Here is a 21706-nt window from a genome sequence, read left to right as displayed (position 1 = left end):
GGAGAAATAATGGGCAAAGTAACAATTTTGGATCACCCAGTGATCAAACATAAAATTTCAATTTTAAGAGATAAGAATACAGGTTCTAATGAATTTAGATCAATTATAAAAGAGATAACAATTCTTTTAGCTTATGAAGCAAGTAAGGATTTTACTTTAGAAGAATATGATATAGAAACACCAATTTGTAAAACAACAGGTTATAGACTTTCTGGAAAAAAACTTGGAATTATTCCAATCCTTAGAGCAGGTCTTGGTATGGTTGATGGATTAATTGAAGTTTTCCCAGCAGCAAGAGTTGGTCATATAGGAATGTATAGGGATGAAAAAACAATGAAACCTATAGAATATTATTTGAAAATTCCTAAAGACTCTAACAAAAGAGATATGCTAGTAATTGATCCTATGCTTGCAACTGGTGGTTCAGCTTGTGATGCCATCCAAAGATTAAAAGAAAAAGGATGCACTTCTTTAAAATTATTAAATATAATTGCAGCACCTGAAGGAATTAAAAAAGTTCAAGAAGAACATCCAGATGTAGATATTTATATTGCTCAATTGGATGAAAAATTAAATGATGATTGTTATATAGTACCAGGACTTGGAGATGCTGGAGATAGGTTGTTTGGTACTAAATAAGGGGATACTATGAGTAAAGAAGAAATATTAGTAGTAAGAAAAAATGGACCATTAAAGGGAGAAGTTTATATTTCTGGAGCAAAAAATTCTGCTCTTCCAATTCTTGCTGCAAGTCTTTTGGCAAGCGAAGAAGTTATTTTAGATGAAGTGCCAAAATTAAAAGATATAGAAGTTATGGTGGAAATACTAAGAAGTTTAAATGCTAAGGTTGAATATATTACAGATACAAGTCTTAGAATTGATTCTTCAAATGTAGATAAATTTGAAACACCATTTGAATTGATGGATAAAATGAGAGCATCTTTTATAGTTATGGGTCCATTGCTTGCAAAATTTGGACACGCAGTAACAAAAGCTCCTGGTGGATGTAATATTGGAAAAAGACCAATTGATTTGCATTTGAAAGGTTTTGAAGCTTTAGGTGCTCAAACTACAATGAATCACGAAGAAATATCATCAAAAACAAAAAATGGTTTAACAGGAAATGTAATTTATCTGGATTTTCCTTCAGTAGGTGCAACAGAAAATATTATGATGGCAGCTACCATGGCAGAAGGAGAAACTGTAATTGAAAATGCAGCAAAAGAACCAGAAATTGTAGATCTTGCATCGTTTTTATCAAAAATGGGAGCAAATATAATTGGAGCAGGTACATCAAATATAATTATTAAGGGTGTAGAAAAATTAAAAGGAACAAGACATACAATTGTTCCAGATAGAATAGAAGCCGCAACTTATATGTTAGCTGCTGCAATTACTGGCGGAGATATTTTAATTAAAAATGTTTTGGGCTCTCACATAAGACCAGTTATAGCAAAATTAATCGAAATTGGTGCTAAGGTAGAAGAAATTGAAGATGATGATATGATTAGAGTAAAAGCTTGTAAAAAATTAAAAGCTACAAGTATTAAAACTTTACCATATCCTGGATTTCCTACAGATGTTCAATCTCAATTTATGGCATTAATGACAGTATGCAATGGCGAATCTTCAGTTGTAGAAACTGTTTTTGAAAACAGATTTATGCACGTTGATGAGCTTAAAAAAATGGGATCTGCAATAATTACTGAAGGAAATAGGGCAGTAATTGTTGGAGTTGATAAACTTCATGGAGCAGAAGTAAAAGCTACAGATCTAAGAGCAGGAGCTGCTCTTATCCTTGCTGGACTTGTAGCTGATGGAGAGACAAAAATATCTGATATTTATCATATTGATAGAGGATATAGTGATTTGATTGAAAAGTTTACAAAACTTGGTGCTCTTATTGAAAGAAAACAGGTAAATTAATAATGAAATTTGAAGGCATAATTAAAAGTATAATTTATAGAAATGAAGAAAATGGATACACGGTTTTATCCTTAGAAACTTCTGACTCGCCTATAACTTGTACTGGAATTATGCCTTTTTTTAATGAAAATGATCAAGTTGTTGTTGAAGGCGAATTAATTTATCATGACAAATATGGAGAGCAAATAAATGTTGAAAGTGCTAAGATAAAAAAACCTTCAGGCAAGAAAGCAATTATTTCTTATCTTTCTAGTGGAAATATTGAGTCAATTGGCAAAAAAACTGCTGAATTAATTTATGAAAAATTTAAAGATGATTCTATTGATGTTGTTTTTAATGAAACTGAAAAACTTTTATCTATTCAAGGAATTGGCAAGAAAAAACTTGAAAAAATAAAAGAATCTACTATTGATGCTAGAGATAGTAGGGAGGCTTTGTTATATCTTCAAGGTTTAAATATTTCTTTTAACTTATCAAATAAAATTTACAAAGCTTATGGAGATAATACGATTTCTATTGTGAAGACAAATCCTTATAAATTATCTGAAGATATTTCAGGAATTGGTTTTGTAATGGCTGATAATATTGCTATGAATATGCAAATGAAAAATGATTCTAAATTTAGAATTTCAGCGGCCATTTCTTATATTTTAAAAAATGATGCAGAAATGAGTGGGTCTTGTGCTTTAAAAAAAGAAGATTTATTGAATAAAACTTTTGATTTGATTAAGGTTGATAAAAATAAAATAAATGAACAGATAAATGAAGATCTTTTAAAATCAAAAATTCAAATTATAAAAATTGGAGAAGATGAATTTGTATATGATAAAGATATTTATAAGGCAGAAAAATCATGTGCAATAAATCTTTCTAGGCTTCAAAATGAAAAATATATTTTTGATGTAAAAATAAATGAAGACTTTGATGCTTTTTCAAAAGAACAAGAAATTGCTATAAAAGAAGCTTTTAATAATATGCTTTTAGTAATTACTGGAGGTCCTGGAACTGGAAAAACTACAATAATAAAGGCTATTTGTAATATTTTAAATGAAAATAATTTGAAATTTAATCTTGCAGCACCTACAGGACGAGCTGCAAAAAGAATGCAAGAGTCTACAGAAAATGTAGCTTTTACAATTCATAGGCTAATAGGAATAAAACCAGAAAGCCCGATTCCAGAATTTAATGAGGAAAATACTCTTGATTGCGATTATGTAATCCTTGATGAGGCAAGTATGATTGATATTAAATTAATGGATAAATTATTGAAAGCTCTTTCATCAAAAACCGCTTTAATTTTGGTTGGAGATCACAATCAACTTCCAAGTGTTGGAGCAGGAAATGTTTTGAAAGATATTTTGGATACGGATATAAAAGCAGTAAAACTTAAAAAAATATTTAGGCAGGCCAAAGAGAGCAATATTGTTGTAAATGCTCACAGAATAAATGATGGTCTATATCCAATTTTAAATCAAAAAAATAAGGATTTTTTCTTTATTAATTCAAATTCAAAAAATTTTCAAAACGATTTGTTGGATTTGGTAAAAAATAGACTTCCTAACTACTATAAGCTTGATCCTATTAACGACATTCAAATACTTGCGCCTAGCAAAAAATCTTTGTGGGGAATTGTTAATATAAATGATCTTTGCCAAAAAGAATTAAATAAAAATCCTAATTTAATTAAAATTAACAATAGAATTTTCAAATTAGGTGATAAGGTTATGCAAGTTAGAAATAATTATGAACTTGAAAGCTTAAATCCGGATGATTTTGATGATGGCGTTTATAATGGAGATATTGGTAGAATTATTGATATTGATAAAAATATGGAAAGTTTAAAAGTAGAGTTTTATGATGGAAATATTGTTTCTTATAAAAAAGAAGATGTTAAAGATTTGGACTTATCTTATGCAATTACAATTCACAAATCTCAAGGTTCTGAATTTGATTGCATATTAATTCCAATGATGCCAGCATCTTTTATGCTTTTAAACAGAAATTTATTGTATACTGCCATAACAAGAGCAAAAAAATTAGTGATTTTACTTGGAGAAAAGAAAATTTTAAAACAAATGGTTAGAAATAATAACGAATCAAAAAGACTTACAAATTTAAGTTTTTGGATAAAAGAATTATCAGAGACGTTAAAATGATTGGAGATTTTTTGTTTTTGGATGATAATTTGTGTCTTTTTTGCAAAGATGAAGAAAAAGAAAAATTTTCTTTGTGCAAAACTTGTCTTTCAAAGCTTGATTATGTTGACAATGAATTTGAAATTTTAAATTATAAGGCTAGAGTTTTGTATTTTTATAATCCTTTTATGGCACATTTGATTGGAGATTTTAAGTTTAATAGAAATACTTCCCTTTATAAAATTTTTGGTCAAATGATATATGATTATATTAAGGAAAAATCTATGGATGATTTTGATTATATTCTTACGACGCCTTCATCAAAATCTGTTTTAATTAATAGGGGATTTGACCACATAAAACTTATTTGTGATTATTTTATAGATGAAACTTATATGAAATATTTAGAAAATTTAAAAAAAATAAAAAACACAAAGGCTCAACATAAACTGTCAAGAGAAGAAAGGGCAAAAAATTTAAAAAATTCTTTTGAATTTGACGGAGATTTGACTGGGAAAAAAGTTTTGATTTTTGATGATATTATTACAAGTTCCAATACTATGAAAGAAATTATAAGAACAATTGAAAAGGCAAATCCAAAAAATATAGAAATTCTTGCCCTTGCATCAAGTCATAAGGTAAAAAAATAAGGTGCGGGGGCACCTTATTTTTATGCATTTTCTTTTTCACTTTCTTTTAAAAATTCGTGTATTTTTACGGCAAGCGCCATTTCTATTCTTTTTTTGAAAACTTTACATCCGTAATCGTAAATTTTATTTATATCGCCACCTGCATTATAATTATTTGCTGCACAGCCTCCTGAACAATACATTTGTGCCCAGCAGTCTTTGCATTTTTCTTGGCTATATAAATTATTTTTTTTGAAATTCTTAATTATTTCTGGTTTTTTAATTCCTTCAAAAACATTTCCTATTTTGAAATCATCATTTCCAACAAATTGATGGCATGGATATAAATCTCCTGTTGGGGTTACTGCCATATATTCTGATCCTGAGCCGCAACCTGAAATTCTTTTGTAAACGCAAGGCCCATTGTTTAAATCAATCATATAATGGTAAAAAATAAATTTGTCGTCTTTGTCGATTGCTTCTATTAACATATCTGCAAGTTTTTCATATTCTTCAAAAATTCTTGGAAGATGCTCTTCTTTTAGGGCGTAATCCTCTTCATTATTTCCAACAACTGGCTCAAGTGATGTTCTTTTAAAGCCTAAATCTAAATATGTTTTTATATCTTCTGTAAAATCTAAATTGTTCGCTGTAAAAGTTCCTCTCATATAATATTCTTTGTCGCCACGATTTTTTACTAATTTTTGAAATTTTGGAACAATTTTATCAAATGAGCCTTTTCCATCATGAGTTTTCCTAAATTCATCATGTTTTTCTTTTCTTCCATCAAGAGAAAGAACGACATTTTTCATATTTTTATTTAGATATTCGATTTTTTCATCATCTAAAAGCATACCATTTGTGGTTAAAGTGAAATTAAAATGTTTATTAAATTCTTTTTCCTTGCTTCTTGCATAATTGACGGTATTTTTTACCAAATCCCAATTTAAAAGTGGTTCTCCACCAAAAAAATCAATATCCAAATTAAAATGAGATCCTGAATTTTCCAAAAGAAAATCAATTGATCTTTTTGCAACTTCATCTGTCATAATTGCTTCAGGACCATGGTATCGTCCTTCTTTTGCAAAACAATACTCACAAGAAAGATTACAAGTATGACTTACATTTAAGCACATTGCCTTTAGATAAGTTTTTCTTTTATCTAAATCAATGGTTAAATCCTTAAAATCATCATCTGAAAATAAAACTTTTTCGCTAACTAAACTTTTTACTTCTTCATAAGCTTCGTCAAATTGATCTTGATTTATATTATGTAAATTTTTAATTTCTTTTTCTATGTAAGATTTTTCTTTATTTTTATTTAATAGGCTTATAATATCGTAAGAAATTTCATCAACTAGATGAACTGATCCGGAATAAACATCCAAAACAATATTATAACCCTTTGCTTTATATTGGTGTATCATTTTTTCTCCTTAATTTATAGTAAAATACTTGGGATTTAATCCAATAAAAAAATAAGGGGCTTGCCCTTATTTATTTTTTGTGTTAACACATTCTTGGTTAGCAACTCCACAAGAAGTTTTGCAAGCTGATTGGCAAGATGTTTGACATTCGCCACAGCCACCATCTTTTTTGCTTTTGTGAAGATTTCTTGTATTTAAAGTAATAATTCTTTTCATATATGTATCTCCTTTTTCCTATAGATTCATAATAACAAAATGGATAATTTTTGTCAATTGATAATAGGAATGTGAGAATTTTCCAAGGATAAATCAATTCCCATATTTTGAAGATATTTAATTTGGTCAATAATTTTTTTATTAATAATTTCTCCAGGAATAAGAAGGGGGATTCCTGGTGGATAGGCATAAATATATGATGCAGAAATTTTTCCTTGAGATTTATCTAAATCAATCAAAGAAATATATTTGCAAAAAGCTTCTTTAATTGAAAGTTTTTTTTCACATTCAATAAATTCAAATGAAAAATTTGATTTTTTATATTTTAAATTCTTGTCAATTTTAACTAGGGCATTTTTTAGTCTCAAAAATCCATCTTTCCTATCAAAAATACTTGCAATCAAAATCACATAAGTTGGGCTTGCCATTTCAATTTCAATTTTTTCTTTATATAATAAATCAGAAAGCTCATTTCCGTTAATATTTGTATTTTTGCAAGAAATAATAATTTTTGAAATATCTTTAGAAGAATAATTGATAAATTTTAAATTTTTCAAATCAGTTTTATACAAATTAGCTAAATTTTCCAATAAGTTATCCCACAGACCATAAAAATTTGAAAAATTAGAAATCATATCATCAATTGAGCCACTTACTAAATAAGATGGGGAAGATGTTTGAAATATTGCCATATTTCGTCTTAAATTTTTAATATCAATATTTTTATTTTTTACAATAATGCCACTAGCTGGAGTTAAAGCTGATAAATTTTTGTGAAAAGATGTAATAGCTAGGTCGTAGGAAAAATTATTTTCATAATCGGATAAGATTGTATGAGAACCATGCGCCATATCAACAAGCAATAAAATATTTTTATCCTTTATTATTTCTTTAATCTTTTTTAAATCAACCATAAAACCCTCATAAGAAGGAGAAGTAAGAAAAATCAAAGAATAAGAATTTTTTTCGATTTTTTCATTCAAATCCTCATAATCAATGTCATAAGCCATATCATTTTCATCAATTTTTACCTTTAAAAAATCTGCATTTAAATCAAAAAGCTCAATTGCATTAAAAACAGATTTGTGAGAATTTCTTTGGACTAGAATATTTTTATTTTTTTGGGTTAAAGCTCTTAATGATGCAAGAATTCCACAGGTTGAACCGTTAGTTGAAATTATAAAATCATTAGCTTTATAGATATGAGCAAGTTCATTTTCCATTTTTTTGAAGAGCCCTTGGGGATTATTCAAATTATCAAAATTTCTAATTTCCGTTATATCTCTATCGTAAGAAATTTTTTTATTTAACAAATTTTTATTTCTTTTGTGTCCAGGCATAGCAAATGGATAATAATCTTCTTTTAAATAATCATCTAATTTTTCATTTAACATTTTTAATCCTTTCTTTTATCCAATATTATACTTAAAAAAATTTAAAAATAAATTTTTGAAATTAGACATTTTATTTACATAATCTGTGATATAATGTATAATTGTATTGGTAAATTTACATTAATTTAACATAAAATATATAAAAAATTCACAATTAGAAAAGAGAGGATTAAATGAATAAAAATAAAAAATTAAAAATTACTTCGTTTGTAATTTCTTTGATTGTAATGCTTTTTATTCAAAGCTTTATTGAAGATTTTTCTTTTAAAGTTTATACAAACGAAAAAATTGAAATTAGTCAATTGGAACCTAGCAGCCAATATTCGAATAATTTTAAAATTAATTCGATTTATCAAGGAGATAAACTTTTAGACTTAAACAAGGTTGATATTAAAGGATGGACAAAGGCAAATACAAAAACGGGCTATCCAATTCAAACAAATGGTTATAGCAAGGATAATAAATTAAGTATTAAACCTAGTCCAAGATTGATGTTTAATAAATTAACAGTAAATTTTGAAACAAGTCCAAAATATTCTACAGCTGTAATGACTTATTTAAAAGACCATACAATGACAATGTATGCTAGCTCATCTGATAACAGGTCATACGTAGATATTAACTACACAGACTTTTTATCAATTCTTACGCAAACATTAATTTTTATCGGCTCAATTGTTCTATTTTCATTCTTTATTTATAACTTAATAAGAAGAATAGAAAAGGCGGAAAATAAGAAAAAAGAAATCTTATACATAGGTAAAGATTATATTTTGAATTTTTTAGTTTTTGGTGTATCTGTTTATGGTTTGAGTAAACTAAGAGATCATGTAAATAATGAAATTTATTTTACTTTCTTCCGTGCACCATTTACTTATAATGATTTGGTAGGATTTATATCAATTGTATTTTTGGCATCTCTTGGAATGAAAAGTATTTACAAGAGAAAATCAAATATAAGAGCACTTGATATAACAAATTGGATTTTATTTATCTTAAATCCATTCATGTCATTTTATATATTGGAATCAGCTTACAATCCAAATTTTGCTTCAATGGAAGTAATTTATATATTAATAAATGCTTTAATTTTATTCTTAATCCAAGTTTTAATATATATTGTAATTAGGAAAAAAAGACTTTCAATGATTTTTATTTTAGTTTTATCAATTGCTTTTGGTATTGCTAATGATGCCTTGTATATTTTGAGAGATTCTCCTCTTATACCAGCATTTTTGGGATCACTTGGAGTTGCAGCTGATGTTGCAAAAGATACAGTTATTCAACTAAATGGACATTCATTAATGGCATTTTCACTTGCAAGCTTGTGGCTTTTAGTAGTTTCTTCTATAAATGAAGGGAAAATTACAATTTCCAAAAAGTCTTATGCAAAACAACTTGTTGGTTATTGTGCGATGTTTGGATTGATTACTGTAGTTAGCGTAAATTATTTTATCAAGCAAAATGGAGTTGGAGTAAACTTGTGGAGACCATCAAGAACTTATTATGTAGAAGGTTCGCCATATAGTTTTTATAGAATTTTTGCAAACCAAATTCTTACAGCGCCAAAAGGCTATGATGAAAAAGAAGTAGAAAATACATTAGAAGAATATTACAACAAAGATATTGGAACAAAAGATAATAAGAAACCAAATATTGTAATGATTCAATCTGAAGCTCTTGCTGATTATTATGGAAAAGGAAATTTAAAATTAAGTGAAAATCCAATTGCTTTCCAAAGATCTTTAGAAGAAAATGCAATTCAAGGAAATGCTTATGTTTCAGTTCTTGGTGGAGGAACAGTAAATTCAGAATACGAAACTTTAACTTCAGTTCCTTTGACATTTTTCCCACTAGGAGCATATCCATTCCAACAATATGTAAAAGAAGGTCACACATCAGTAGCAAGAATTTTGGAAAACCAAGGTTATGAAACATTTATAACTCATCCAAATAAACCAACAAATTATTCAAGACAAGAAGCATGGCCAAATTTAGGATTTAAAAATATTGCATTTTTACCAGATTATGACCAAAACCCAAATAATTTTGAATCAACTAATGGATTTTTAAAAGATTCAGTTGCTTATGACAAAATAAAAGAGCAATTTGAAAATAAATCTGATGACAAACCACTTTTTGCATATCTTGTATCAATGCAAAATCATGGTGGTTATACATCAAATATTCCTGGAGGCATCAAAGTTTTAAATGAAAATAATGGAGATGATCAAGGGGCAAGCCATTATGTAAACTTGCTAAAAAAATCTGATGAGGATTTAAAAAATCTAATCGAATACTTCAAATCTTATAAGGAACCAACAATACTTTGTATATTTGGTGATCATCAACCACAAAACTACGATGTATTTATGAAGTTAATAAACTCAAATGATAACTATACAAATAAGGATGTTTTCCATACGCCTCTTACTATTTGGGCAAATTATGATATTGAAGAGGATAAAGATGTAAATATATCAGTAAATTACTTAATGCCATATTTATTAGAAAAAGCTGGTGGAATTAAATTATCAGCATATCAAAAATATATGTTAGATATGCACAAGGATTATCCAATTATTTCAACTAAACAAATATATAATAATGAAGGTCAAGAAGTAAGCAAAGATGAAGAATTTATAAAGAGAAATAATAAATTAAATTCCTTAATTTATTATGAAATGAAGCAAGATACAAAATCAAATAAATATTTTAATGAAGCTTCAAAATAAAATTTTCCGAAACCAAGTAAATCTTGGTTTCGGTTTTTTCATGTTTAATTAATATGATATAATAGCTACATAAGAATTTAAAAAGGAGAATCAATGCAAAGTCTAATAGATTTTATTAGATCAAGTTTTTCAAATGAAATAGCCCTAATAATTATTAGCATGCTGCCTTTAATAGAGTTAAAAGGTTCAATTCCTGTTGGTCTTGCAATGGGATTTAAACCAGTTAAAGCTTATTTGTATTCAATTATTGGTTCAACTATTCCAGCAATTTTTATACTATTATGGATTATGCCAATTTTTGCATACATGAAAAATAATGCTAAACTTAAAAAAATTGCAGCTTGGGCTTTGAAAAAGGCTGAGAAAAAAGAAGGAAAAATAAAAAAATATGAATATTTAGGTTTATTTTTATTTGTAGCAATTCCTTTGCCGGGAACAGGAGTTTGGATGGGATCTTTGATTGCATCAATTCTTGGCTTAAATAAAAAAAGATCTTTTATTACAATAGCAGTTGGAAATGTAATTGCAGGAGTAATTATTTATACTTTTTCTAGTTTTTTCTTTTAAGGAGTAATATGAATATAAAAAAAAGAATTATAAAAGCAATACTGATTATCTTAATGGGATTAACAGTTTTATTTGCAATTCAACTTGTAAGAGGATTCATAGGATCACAAATAATAAAAGATGAAAATAATTTTACAGGAAGTGATCTTGGAGAAGGTAACAAGATTGAGCAAAAAAATAAAGATGAATTGTTATTTGTTTTTGCAGGTGTAGATGCAACTGGGGAAAAATTTGGTACAAGAACTGATACACTTATGCTTGTTTTGATGAACAAAGAAAACAAAACCATAGATATAATTTCTATTCCTAGAGATACAAGAGTTAATGTAGATGGTAATATGGATAAAATAAATGCTGCCCATTCTTATGGTGGTATGGACGATACAATAAAAACTATAAGAAATTTCTTGTCAATCGATTTAGATTATTATGCAGAAGTTAGCTTTCAGGCAGTAGAAGATGGGGTTAATGCACTTGGTGGAGTGGATATAAATGTTCCAGACCAAATTGCAACAGCTCAAAATATTGAACCTGGTCTTCATCATTTTAATGGAAAACAAGCTCTTGATTATTGTAGATTTAGAAAAGGCTATGCAAATGCAGATTTGGGAAGAATTTCTTGCCAACAAGATTTTGTTGTACAATTTATAAAAAATATGACAAAGCCAAAAAATATAATAAAAATTCCTGGTGTAATTTCAAAAGTAAGTTCAAACATGGATTCAAATATAAGTTTGTCAACTATTTTATCTTTTGCTTGGGCATTTAGAAATATTGATGATGCTCAAATAAATACACAAACAATTCCAGGATACCCAGATATGATTGATGGAATATCTTATTATATACCAGATAATGAAAAAACAATAGATATAAGAAATAAAATATTATATAATTATTTATTAGAAGAATAAAGGAGAAAATATGGACATTAAATCAACAATAAGAGTAATTGAAGATTACCCAAAAGAAGGAATATCATTTAAAGATATAACAACTCTTCTAAAAAACAAAGAGGCTTACAAAGAAACAATTGACCTTATGGCAGAAAAATTAAAAGATTTAGATTTTGATTATATTATTGGAATAGAATCTAGAGGATTTATTTTTGGAGCAGCACTTGCTGACAGATTGAATGTAGGATTTATTCCAGTTAGAAAACCTGGAAAATTGCCAGGAGAAATAAAATCTTTGTCTTATGATTTGGAATACGGACAAAGCACAATAGAAATTCACGAAGACTCTTTGAATAAAGGGGATAAGGTTGTAATAGTTGATGATTTAATAGCAACAGGTGGCTCTGCAAAAGCCTGTACAAAATTGGTAGAATCACTTGGTGGCGAAATAGTTTGCTTAGAATTTTTGATAGAACTTACAAGCCTTAAAGCAAGAGAAGAATTGAAAGATTATAAAGTGATTTCATTAATTGAATACGATCATTAAAACCAAACCTTCATTAATTTGAAGGTTTTTTATTTTGATAAATTTAAATATATTTATAACTGTTAAATTTTCAATTAATTTTCATAAAGTTTGCCTAAAATTTTAAAGGGTATAGTATGTGTAAGGGAAAATAATTATTAGGAGGAAAAAATGGATCAATATAAGATGGTTGAAAATAAATTAAAGGAATTGGAAATAGATTTCAAAATAGTTGATCATCCGCCTGCATTTACAACTGAAGAAGCTGACAAATATATTGAAGGGCATGATGGTGTTCGTACTAAATCTATGTTTTTGACAGATAGAAAAAAGAAAAATTTTTATTTGGTTATATTGGATGATTATAAAAGATTAGATATGGATCGTTTTAAAGATATAGTTGGAGAAAAAAAAGTAAAAATGGCATCTGAAAATTCTTTGATGGAAAAAATGAAACTTCCAGCAGGAACAGTTTCTCCTTTTGGATTATTAAATAATGAAGACCATGATATTAAATTTTTTATGGATAAAGAAATTGTAGATGAAGAAATAATGACTTTTCATCCAAATATAAACGAAAAAACTTTATTTTTAAAAACAAAAGATTTGTTCAAATACTTGGATAATATAGGATATGAAGTAAATATTATAGAATTGTAATTTTAAGGCATCTGTATTTAGATGCTTTTTTATTTCTTTATTTTAAAAAATTTTGATTTTTTTGTGGAATTTTTGTAATATAAAATAGGTTTTAACAAAGCTAAGTCTTAAAAAAAGGATGAAAATATGAAAAAGAAAGAAAAAAAATTTAAAAAATTAAAATATATTTTGATAATTGTTTTTATAGGTTTTATTATAAGTTTAGGGACAAATAAATTTTTGAAAACTGATTTTGATAATTTGCCAAAACTGGATAGGGAAGTTATACAAGAATACAATAAATTTCAAGAAAGTGATGAAAAATTATGGAAAGATTATAGGCTTGAAGATAAGGATATATTAGTAATCAATAAAAATGTACTAGGAAATTTTTATTTGCTTACTAAGGATAAAAATATAAAGTCAATTTTTGCTAAAAAAATAAAGACCAAAGAAGATAAAATAAATATTTATAGGATTTCTAAATTGTATCCAAAAAGATTTGAGTATTTAATTGGAAATTTTAATACTAAAGATAAAAATTATAAAATTTTGGGAAGGGATAATATTTTTTATGTAAAATATGACAAAGATTCAATAAATAAAAAATTTTCATCATTACATTTTTTGCCTTTTCTAAGCCATGAGGCTTTGCATTATTATATGCAAAAAGATTGGGATAATATCACTTTTAGGGGATATTCTTACAATGATAAGGAATTGGATTTGTTGGATAAGGAGTATAAAATTTTAGGAAAAATTAAAAATGCTCTTGATGAAAATGCTGATGTAAATATTTTAAAAAATTTGGGTAAAGAATATTTGAAGGTAATGGATGAACGATTTGAAAAAACTGATCCTGAAAAAATTCAAGCTGAAATTTTTGAAGAAACAATGGAAGGAGCTGCAAATTATGTATCGATAAAAGCAGCAAAAATTGTTGGATATGATTATGGGATTTTGTATTTTGATAATACTAAAAATGTAAAATTTGATGAAATAGTTCCAACAATAAAAAAAGGACAAATTAATCAAAGTATAATCGGAGAAAAAATAGTTTACGAATCTGGAGCACTTTTGTGCCAATATTTTGATAAAATTGAAGTTGAAAATTGGCAAGAAAAATTAAATAATAAGGGTAAAAAAGATATAAGTTTATATAGCATTATAAAAGAAAATTTAAATTAAGGAGATTTTATGAAAGATGCAAAAAAAATTTCTATACAAGAAACTTATGGCGAAAGATTTCAACATTGTTGGGGTTGTGGACCAAAAAATGATAAGGGATTACATTTAAAATCTTTCCCAAGTGATGATAAAAAAACTGTAAGGGCAAAAATTATTCCAAATGAAATGTATACGGGTGGAGTGCCTCAAAATCTTTTTGGTGGAATGATTGCAATGATTTTTGATTGTCATGGCACAGCTTCAGCAGCTTATTTTGCTCATATCAACAAGGGATTGGAATTTGATGAAAATACATTAATAGGAAGATTTATAACAGCAAGACTTGAAGTTGATTTTAAAAAACCAACTCCTATGAATGAAGAGATTGAAGTAATAGCAAAGCTTGAAGAAATTGGCGAAAGAAAAGCAATTATTAACATGGAATTGTTAGCCAAAGGAGAAATTAGAGCAAAGGCAAAAATGGTTGCAGTTAAAGTAAAAGATAATATGTAAAATAAATCCACCTATATTTTTTGAAAATTATTTAAAAGGTATGGGTGGATATTTTAATGAAAATAATGTTAGCTAGTTGACAATTAAAATTCTCAAAGTATAATTTTTTCGTCAAGGAGGAAATTTTGCAAGAAGGAATTTTAAAAAAAATAAAAGATTTGGATATTTGTATGATTAGAAAAATGTCAGAATTAAAAAACTGTGCAGAACACGACCATTCTAATGTAGCAAATCCAACTCAAGTAAAAATTTTTTCGTATTTGATAGAAAATAAAGAAGGGGATGTTTTTCAAAGAGATTTAGAAGAAGTTCTCAATCTAAGACGAGCTACAATATCGAATATTTTGAAAAAAATGGAAGCAAATAAATATATTGTAAGAGAAACTGATAAAAAGGATTTGAGATCTAAAAAAATTATTCTTACAGATTTGGCTATAAAAAGGTATCAAAAAGGTTTAAATCACTTGAGAGATATTGAAAAGATAGCTACAAAAGATATAGAAAAGAAAGATTTAGAAATATTTAGTAATGTTATTGATAAGATGATTATTAATATTGAAAATTATAATGGAGATATGAATAATGATAAAATTATTTAAAAATTTGAAAAAAATAGACATAATTTATGGTTTAATAGCCATAATTTTTATTGTCTTTCAAGTTTATTTAGATTTGAAAATGCCTGATTATATGTCAAAGATTACGGTGTTGGTTCAATCTGAAGTAAGTGAGCTTGATGAAGTTTTAAAATACGGTGGCTACATGATGGCTTGCGCCTTTGGCTCAATGCTTAGTGCTGTTATTACTGGTTATTTGATTTCTACGGTTTCTGCCAGATTTTCAAAAAATGTTGGAAGAAAATTATTTGATAAGGTTACAAGTTTTTCGAGTGAGGAAATAAATGAATTTTCTACGCCAAGCCTTATTACAAGAAATACAAATGATATAACCCAGGTACAAATGTTTTTGGCTATGGGCTTACAAATGTTAATTAAATCGCCAATAACTGCAATTTGGGCTATAAATAAAATTCTTGATAAAAGCTGGCAATGGTCAGCTGCTACAAGCGTTGCTGTAGTATTTTTATTGGTTGTTGTAGGAATAATAATGGCGATTGTAGTTCCAAAATTTAAATTAGTTCAAAATTTAATTGATAAATTAAATAGGGTTACTAGAGAAAATTTAATTGGAATTAGAGTTATTAGAGCCTTTAATGCTGAAAAATATCAAGAAGAAAAATTTGAAGAAGTAAATGCAGATTTGACAAATTTACAAACTTTTAACCAAAAAATGTTTGCTTTAATGATGCCAATTATGTTTTTTGTAATGAATTTTTTGGCTTTGGCAATTTATTTTATTGGCTCAAGATTAATTGATGGGGCAATGATTGCAGAAAAAATTGAATTATTTGGAAATATGGTTGTATTTTCATCTTATGCTATGCAAGTTATTATGTCATTTTTAATGTTAGCCTTTATTTTTATGATGCTACCAAGAGCAAATGTATCAGCAGATCGTATTAATGAAGTTTTAAATACAAAAATTCAAATAGAAGATGGGAAAAAATCTTATAAAGATAATGGAATTAGAGGTAAGGTAGAATTTCAAAATGTATATTTCTCATATCCTGATGCAGAAGAAGCAGTTTTAGAAAATATTTCTTTTACAGCAAATAGGGGAGAAACTGTTGCCTTTATCGGCTCAACTGGGTCAGGAAAATCTACTTTGATAAATCTTATTCCAAGATTTTACGATGTAAGTGGCGGAAAAATTTTAGTAGATGGGATTGATGTTAGAGATTATCCATTAAAAGATTTATATAATAAATTAGGCTATGTTTCACAAAAAGCATTTTTATTCAATGAAAGCATAGAAAATAATATAAATTTTGGAGAAGGATTAAAGGAAATTAGTGATAAAGATATAGATAAGGCATTAGAAATTGCTCAAGCAAGTGAGTTTGTAAATAAAATGGACGATGGCAAAAAATCTATGATAGCTCAAAGTGGTACAAATATTTCTGGAGGACAAAAACAAAGATTATCTATTGCTAGAGCAATAGCAAAAGATCCTGAAATATTTATCTTCGATGATTCATTCTCAGCGCTTGATTACAAAACAGATGCGATTTTGAGAAATGAATTAAAAAAATCTACAGAAAATTCTACCAAATTAATAGTTGCTCAAAGGATTGGAACTATTATGAATGCAGATGAAATAATAGTTTTAGATCAAGGAAAAATAGTTGGAAAAGGACGCCACAAAGAATTATTAGAAAACTGTGATGTTTATAGGGAAATTGCCTTATCCCAACTAAGTGAGGAGGAATTATATAATGGCTAGACATGGAAATGTAAGAGGGAAAATTGAAAAACCAAAAGATTTAAAGTCATCAATAAAAAGATTAACAAAAGAATTAAAAGAATTTAAATTTTTAATAGGACTTAGCATTGTGCTTGCTATCCTTGGTTCAATTTTAACAATAATTACTCCAAATAAATTATCCGATATGGTTGATGAAATTTCTCTTGGAATTAGACCAAGAGTAGAAAATATTGAACCAATAGCTAAAAATATTCAAAAAGGAATGAAAAATAGAGGTCTTGTCTCAATAACAATAGATGGAGTTGAAATTAGTGTAGAAGATCAAATGGAATTTGCAAAAATAATGCAAAAAAACCAAGGAAAAAATATGGATATGAAAAATTTATCCAAAGAAGATCAGCTAAAAGAGCTAAAAAAATTGGAATCATTCCCAAAATCAATAAAAAAAGTAATTGAACCAAAAATGGATTTGGAAAAAATAAAAAATATTGCGATTGTAGTTGCGCTTTTATATTTTATAAGCTCATTTTTTACCTTTATCCAGTCCATTTCAATGACAGAAGTTGCAAATAGATTTGCAAAAAAACTAAGAAATTCAATTTCTGAAAAAATTAATAGACTGCCATTGACATTTTTTGATAAAAATTCAGTTGGAGATATTTTATCAAGAGTTACAAATGATGTTGATACAATTGCCCAATCAATGAACCAATCGTTGGCAAGTCTTTTCTCATCAATCGTTCAATTTTTAGGAACAATTATAATGATGTTTTACACAAATTGGCAAATGGCAGTAACTGCAATTGTTTCAAGCACATTTGGTTTTATATTTATGTTTTTGATAATTGGTAAAAGTCAAAAATATTTTTCAATGCGACAAAAATCACTTGGAAAATTGAATGGACACATTGAAGAAGTTTATTCCGGTTTAAATATTGTAAAATCATACAATGCCAAAAATTATGTTCTAGATAAATTTGATAAGGCTAATTATGATGTTTATAAAGCAAATCAGATGAGTCAATTTTTGTCAGGATTAATGATGCCTTTAATGATTTTTATTGGAAATTTGGGCTACGTTGCAATTTGTATTGTAGGGGCTGTTTTGACAATAAAGGGGAAAATTACTTTTGGAGTAATTGTTGCTTTTATGTCTTACGTTAGATTATTTACATCTCCACTTTCACAAATCGGACAAGCTATGACATCAATTCAATCAACAGCAGCAAGTAGTGAGAGAGTTTTTGAATTTCTTGATGAAAAAGAAATGGATGATGAAAAAGAAAAAACTGAATATTTAGATCCACAAAAATCTGTAGGAAATATTGAATTTAAAAATGTTGAATTTACTTATGATGGAAATAAAAAACCAACTATTACAAATTTTTCAGCTGATATTAAAAAAGGACAAAAAGTTGCAATAGTTGGACCAACAGGAGCTGGTAAAACAACTATGGTAAATCTTTTAATGAAATTTTACCAAATAAATAAGGGAGATATTATTATTGATGGAAAATCAATAAATGATTTAAAAAGAGAAAACATCCACGATTTATTTACCATGGTTTTGCAAGATACTTGGTTATTTAAAGGAACAATTAGAGAAAATATTTTATTTAATAGAAAAGATATTTCAGAAAAAAGATTAAAAAATGTAATAAAATCTGTAAGCTTAGACCATTTTATAAAAACTTTACCAAAAGGATTGGATTCAAAAATTGATGATGACGATTCAGTATCCCAAGGACAAAGGCAACTTCTTACAATTGCAAGAGCTATGATCGATGACAAACCATTTTTGATTTTAGATGAAGCAACATCAAACGTAGATACAAGAAGTGAAGAATTAGTTCAAGAAGCAATGGATAAATTAGCACAAGGAAGAACATCATTTATAATTGCCCACAGATTATCAACAATCAAAAACGCAGATTTGATTTTGGTAATGGATGAGGGAAATATAATTGAACAAGGAAATCATGAACAATTGATGGAAAAAAATGGATTCTACGCTGATCTTTACAATTCACAATTTAGTCTATAAAAGGAGAAATAAATGAAAAAAATTATTAACACAGCAATGTTTTATATGATTTATGGCTTGATAGCAGGAGTATTTTATAGAGAATATACAAAATTTAAAGGATTTACAGGACTAACAAGTCTTTCAAAAGTACATCCTCACGTTTTAGTTTTGGGAATGTTAGTATTTTTGATAATAGGAGCTTACGCTTACAACAAAGAAGATTTAATAAAAACAAAAAGTTTTTCAAGATTTTATAAAGTTTATAACATTGCTCTAGTAGGAACAACTCTTACAATGTTTGTAAGAGGCCTAACACAAGTTAACGCAAGCCAATTGACAAAAGCAATGAATATGTCAATTTCAGGAATTGCAGGAGTATTTCACGTATTGATGGCAGTAGCATTTTACTTTTTATTTAAATCTTTAAAATCTATTGCAAAATAAAAATTACAAATGAAAATTAAAAGGGACTGTAGGTAAATTATGATTATTAATAATTTTTCTATAGTCCTTTTTTTATGCAAATAGTCAAAAAATAAAATAAATTGAAAGCTTTTAAGAATTTTTAAAATTTTTAAAGCTTACTGAAATTTTTAAGAGAAAAAAATTTATTCTTATTTATATTAAAAATTTAACTTGCCTGTTAAAATAAAAATATTTTTAAGTCATTTATTTGGAGGAGTAAATGATTTAATTATTTTACTTTATCTAGATAATAAAATAAAATAATTAAAATCAAAATTGACAATAAGCTCTTGATATTGTAAAATAATTATACGATAAAATTTAACATATAATTTTATCAAGGCATTATAATAAAATATAATTTACTATGAAAGGAATTAATATGAAAAAAGAAAAATCAATTAGGCTACCTAGTTTTTTTGAAGCGATTTTGCCGATTATAACTATGGTGTCTTTGATGATTTATGTATTTGCTTTTGCAAAAGAAAAAGTTGATGGAAAATTTGAATCTATTTATGATGGGGCACACATGCCTTTAATTTGTGGAATAATTGTTGCTTGTTTGGTTGGAATGATTTGCGGTCATTCTTTTAAAGATATGATTAATGGAATGATTAATAGGATTAGCACAACTCTTGATGCAATTTTAATTTTACTTACTGTTGGGCTTTTGGTTTCTTCTTTTATGATAAGTGGAACAATTCCAGCTCTTATTTATTATGGGCTTGATTTATTAAATCCAAAATTATTTTTGCCAATTGGTTGTATCATAACGGCGATTGTAAGTCTTGCTTGTGGATCTTCTTGGACTGCAACAGCAACAATTGGAATTGCATTTATGACAATAGGAAAGGGAATGGGAATTAATCCAGCGATTAGTGCTGGTATGGTAATTTCTGGTGCTTATATTGGAGATAAATTTTCTCCTTTATCAGATACTACAAATCTTGCAGCTGGTGTTTCAAAAACTGGTTTGTTTGATCACGTTACTGCAATGATTTCTACAACTGGTCCAGTTTTTATAATTTCTTTAATTTTATATACAATTTTGGGACTTAGGGCAAATGTTGTTAATTATGATCCAACAATTGCAGAAGGCATAAAAACTTCTCTTGCAAATAATTTTAATTTAAATCCATTGGTCTTACTTCCGATTGCAATTATAATTTTAGTTTGTGTATTAAGAATTGAAGGCTTGGCTGGTGTAATGATTTCTGTTGTAGTTGGCATTATTTTTTCTTTAATTTTTCAACAGCCAAGATCTCTTGCTAAAATTTTTTCAATTTTACACTATGGTCCAGATATTGAAACAGGAAATGCTTTTGTTGATCAAGCATTGGCAAAGGGAGGAATGGATAATCAAATGTGGACTATAAATTTAATTTTATTAGCCGTGTCTTTTGGAGGGGCTTTAGAAAAATCTGGAGTTGTTGAAAAATTATTTGCTCACTTAAAAGAAAAAATTAATTCAGTTGGTGGACTTGTTTTTACAACAATGGCAACTTCAGTTTTTTGCGATGCAACTATGTGTGATCAATTTTTAGGCATTGGAGTTCCAGCTCCACTTTATGAAGATAAATATGATGATATGGGTCTTTCAAGAAATTTCCTATCAAGAACTTTAGAAGATGCAGGCACTTTGTGGGCAGTTATGTTTCCATGGACAGCTTGTGGAGCTTATCAAATGAAAACTTTGGGAGTAAATCCTCTTTATTATTTCCCATTTGCATTTGTAAATTTAATAAATCCAATATATGCTCTATTAACAGCGTATTTTAAAAGAAATATATTTTGGGCAGATGGATCTTACACAAATGTTTTTGGAAAAACAAAAATGAAAAAGAAGGCTCATGCTCCAAAAGAAGTAGAAGAATATGCAATTAATCAATTAAATAAATTAAGAAAAGAGGGAAAAGCTCCTGAAATTTCATTTTAAAATCCTCCATTTAAATAAGCTTTTCTTTCAAAAAAATAATGCTATACAAAAAGTATAGCATTATTTTTTATTCTTCAATTTCTTTATGATCTTTTGGAACTCTATCAAAAATTCCTGTAACCATAAGAGCTATTGCTCCATCGCCTGTTACGTTACAAGCTGTTCCGAATGAATCTTGAAGGGC

Annotated in this window: 19 protein-coding genes; 16 read left to right on the top strand and 3 right to left on the bottom strand. The window is 27.5% G+C overall.

The features are described 5' to 3' along the window. Window positions 1–9: 9 nt before the first annotated feature. The 4 genes from upp to HMPREF0078_RS04900 are packed head-to-tail and all read left to right on the top strand — an operon-like array spanning window position 10 to window position 4711. Window positions 10–639 (top strand): uracil phosphoribosyltransferase, encoded by a 630-nt coding sequence (gene upp / locus HMPREF0078_RS04915; RefSeq protein ID WP_004839025.1) that lies wholly within the window; start codon window positions 10–12, stop codon window positions 637–639. 9 nt (window positions 640–648) lie between these two features. Beyond that, the gene (gene murA / locus HMPREF0078_RS04910; protein WP_004839024.1) at window positions 649–1926 is read left to right on the top strand and encodes a UDP-N-acetylglucosamine 1-carboxyvinyltransferase; all 1278 of its coding nucleotides are present in this window, start codon (window positions 649–651) and stop codon (window positions 1924–1926) included. A 2-nt stretch (window positions 1927–1928) separates the two neighbouring features. Next, window positions 1929–4082: an SF1B family DNA helicase RecD2 gene (gene recD2 / locus HMPREF0078_RS04905; RefSeq protein ID WP_004839023.1), complete on the top strand. Its 2154-nt coding sequence runs from the start codon at window positions 1929–1931 to the stop codon at window positions 4080–4082. Then, window positions 4079–4711 (top strand): ComF family protein, encoded by a 633-nt coding sequence (locus HMPREF0078_RS04900; protein WP_004839022.1) that lies wholly within the window; start codon window positions 4079–4081, stop codon window positions 4709–4711. Before recD2 ends, HMPREF0078_RS04900 begins: the two co-directional genes overlap by 4 nt. Window positions 4712–4731: 20 nt before the next feature. On the opposite strand, the gene scfB is transcribed toward HMPREF0078_RS04900, so the two are convergent. The 3 genes from scfB to HMPREF0078_RS04885 form a co-directional block, all read right to left on the bottom strand. Continuing rightward, window positions 4732–6117 carry a thioether cross-link-forming SCIFF peptide maturase gene (gene scfB, locus HMPREF0078_RS04895; protein ID WP_004839021.1) on the bottom strand — a complete coding sequence of 462 codons (1386 nt, stop codon included), beginning with the start codon at window positions 6115–6117 and terminating at the stop codon, window positions 4732–4734. A gap of 66 nt (window positions 6118–6183) precedes the next feature. After that, window positions 6184–6333 carry a six-cysteine ranthipeptide SCIFF gene (gene scfA, locus HMPREF0078_RS04890; RefSeq protein ID WP_004817312.1) on the bottom strand — a complete coding sequence of 50 codons (150 nt, stop codon included), beginning with the start codon at window positions 6331–6333 and terminating at the stop codon, window positions 6184–6186. A gap of 53 nt (window positions 6334–6386) precedes the next feature. Beyond that, on the bottom strand, window positions 6387–7727 hold the full coding sequence (locus tag HMPREF0078_RS04885; protein ID WP_004839020.1) for an aminotransferase class V-fold PLP-dependent enzyme: 1341 nt from the start codon (window positions 7725–7727) through the stop codon (window positions 6387–6389). A gap of 173 nt (window positions 7728–7900) precedes the next feature. Between HMPREF0078_RS04885 and HMPREF0078_RS04880 the strand changes: the two genes are divergently transcribed. From HMPREF0078_RS04880 to nhaC, 12 genes are all read left to right on the top strand, one after another. After that, window positions 7901–10462 carry an alkaline phosphatase family protein gene (locus tag HMPREF0078_RS04880; RefSeq protein ID WP_004839019.1) on the top strand — a complete coding sequence of 854 codons (2562 nt, stop codon included), beginning with the start codon at window positions 7901–7903 and terminating at the stop codon, window positions 10460–10462. A 93-nt stretch (window positions 10463–10555) separates the two neighbouring features. After that, window positions 10556–11029: a COG2426 family protein gene (locus HMPREF0078_RS04875; protein ID WP_004839018.1), complete on the top strand. Its 474-nt coding sequence runs from the start codon at window positions 10556–10558 to the stop codon at window positions 11027–11029. 8 nt (window positions 11030–11037) lie between these two features. Next, window positions 11038–11943, top strand: a complete 906-nt coding sequence (locus HMPREF0078_RS04870; protein ID WP_004839017.1) for an LCP family protein — start codon at window positions 11038–11040, stop codon at window positions 11941–11943. Window positions 11944–11953: 10 nt separating this feature from the next. After that, window positions 11954–12472 (top strand): adenine phosphoribosyltransferase, encoded by a 519-nt coding sequence (locus HMPREF0078_RS04865; protein ID WP_004839016.1) that lies wholly within the window; start codon window positions 11954–11956, stop codon window positions 12470–12472. Window positions 12473–12622: 150 nt separating this feature from the next. Next, on the top strand, window positions 12623–13111 hold the full coding sequence (locus tag HMPREF0078_RS04860) for a prolyl-tRNA synthetase associated domain-containing protein (protein WP_004839015.1): 489 nt from the start codon (window positions 12623–12625) through the stop codon (window positions 13109–13111). Between the two features lie 126 nt (window positions 13112–13237). Continuing rightward, window positions 13238–14278, top strand: a complete 1041-nt coding sequence (locus HMPREF0078_RS04855) for a hypothetical protein (protein ID WP_004839014.1) — start codon at window positions 13238–13240, stop codon at window positions 14276–14278. A gap of 9 nt (window positions 14279–14287) precedes the next feature. Beyond that, complete coding sequence (locus tag HMPREF0078_RS04850) at window positions 14288–14770, top strand: hotdog domain-containing protein (protein ID WP_004839013.1); 483 nt, start codon at window positions 14288–14290, stop codon at window positions 14768–14770. A 125-nt stretch (window positions 14771–14895) separates the two neighbouring features. Next, window positions 14896–15369 carry a MarR family winged helix-turn-helix transcriptional regulator gene (locus HMPREF0078_RS04845; RefSeq protein WP_004839012.1) on the top strand — a complete coding sequence of 158 codons (474 nt, stop codon included), beginning with the start codon at window positions 14896–14898 and terminating at the stop codon, window positions 15367–15369. Next, window positions 15353–17113 carry an ABC transporter ATP-binding protein gene (locus HMPREF0078_RS04840; protein ID WP_004839011.1) on the top strand — a complete coding sequence of 587 codons (1761 nt, stop codon included), beginning with the start codon at window positions 15353–15355 and terminating at the stop codon, window positions 17111–17113. The genes HMPREF0078_RS04845 and HMPREF0078_RS04840 overlap by 17 nt, the downstream gene beginning before the upstream one ends. Next, window positions 17106–19139 carry an ABC transporter ATP-binding protein gene (locus tag HMPREF0078_RS04835; RefSeq protein ID WP_004839010.1) on the top strand — a complete coding sequence of 678 codons (2034 nt, stop codon included), beginning with the start codon at window positions 17106–17108 and terminating at the stop codon, window positions 19137–19139. The genes HMPREF0078_RS04840 and HMPREF0078_RS04835 overlap by 8 nt, the downstream gene beginning before the upstream one ends. Window positions 19140–19151: 12 nt before the next feature. Beyond that, on the top strand, window positions 19152–19565 hold the full coding sequence (locus HMPREF0078_RS04830) for a DUF2871 domain-containing protein (RefSeq protein WP_004839009.1): 414 nt from the start codon (window positions 19152–19154) through the stop codon (window positions 19563–19565). A gap of 403 nt (window positions 19566–19968) precedes the next feature. Then, window positions 19969–21522, top strand: a complete 1554-nt coding sequence (nhaC, locus tag HMPREF0078_RS04825) for a Na+/H+ antiporter NhaC (RefSeq protein WP_039920525.1) — start codon at window positions 19969–19971, stop codon at window positions 21520–21522. Window positions 21523–21706: the final 184 nt, after the last annotated feature.

Origin of the sequence: Anaerococcus vaginalis ATCC 51170 (assembly GCF_000163295.1) — a bacterium.
Taxonomy (GTDB): Bacteria; Bacillota; Clostridia; order Tissierellales; family Peptoniphilaceae; genus Anaerococcus; species Anaerococcus vaginalis.
This window is presented reverse-complemented; position numbering and strand designations above follow the sequence as displayed.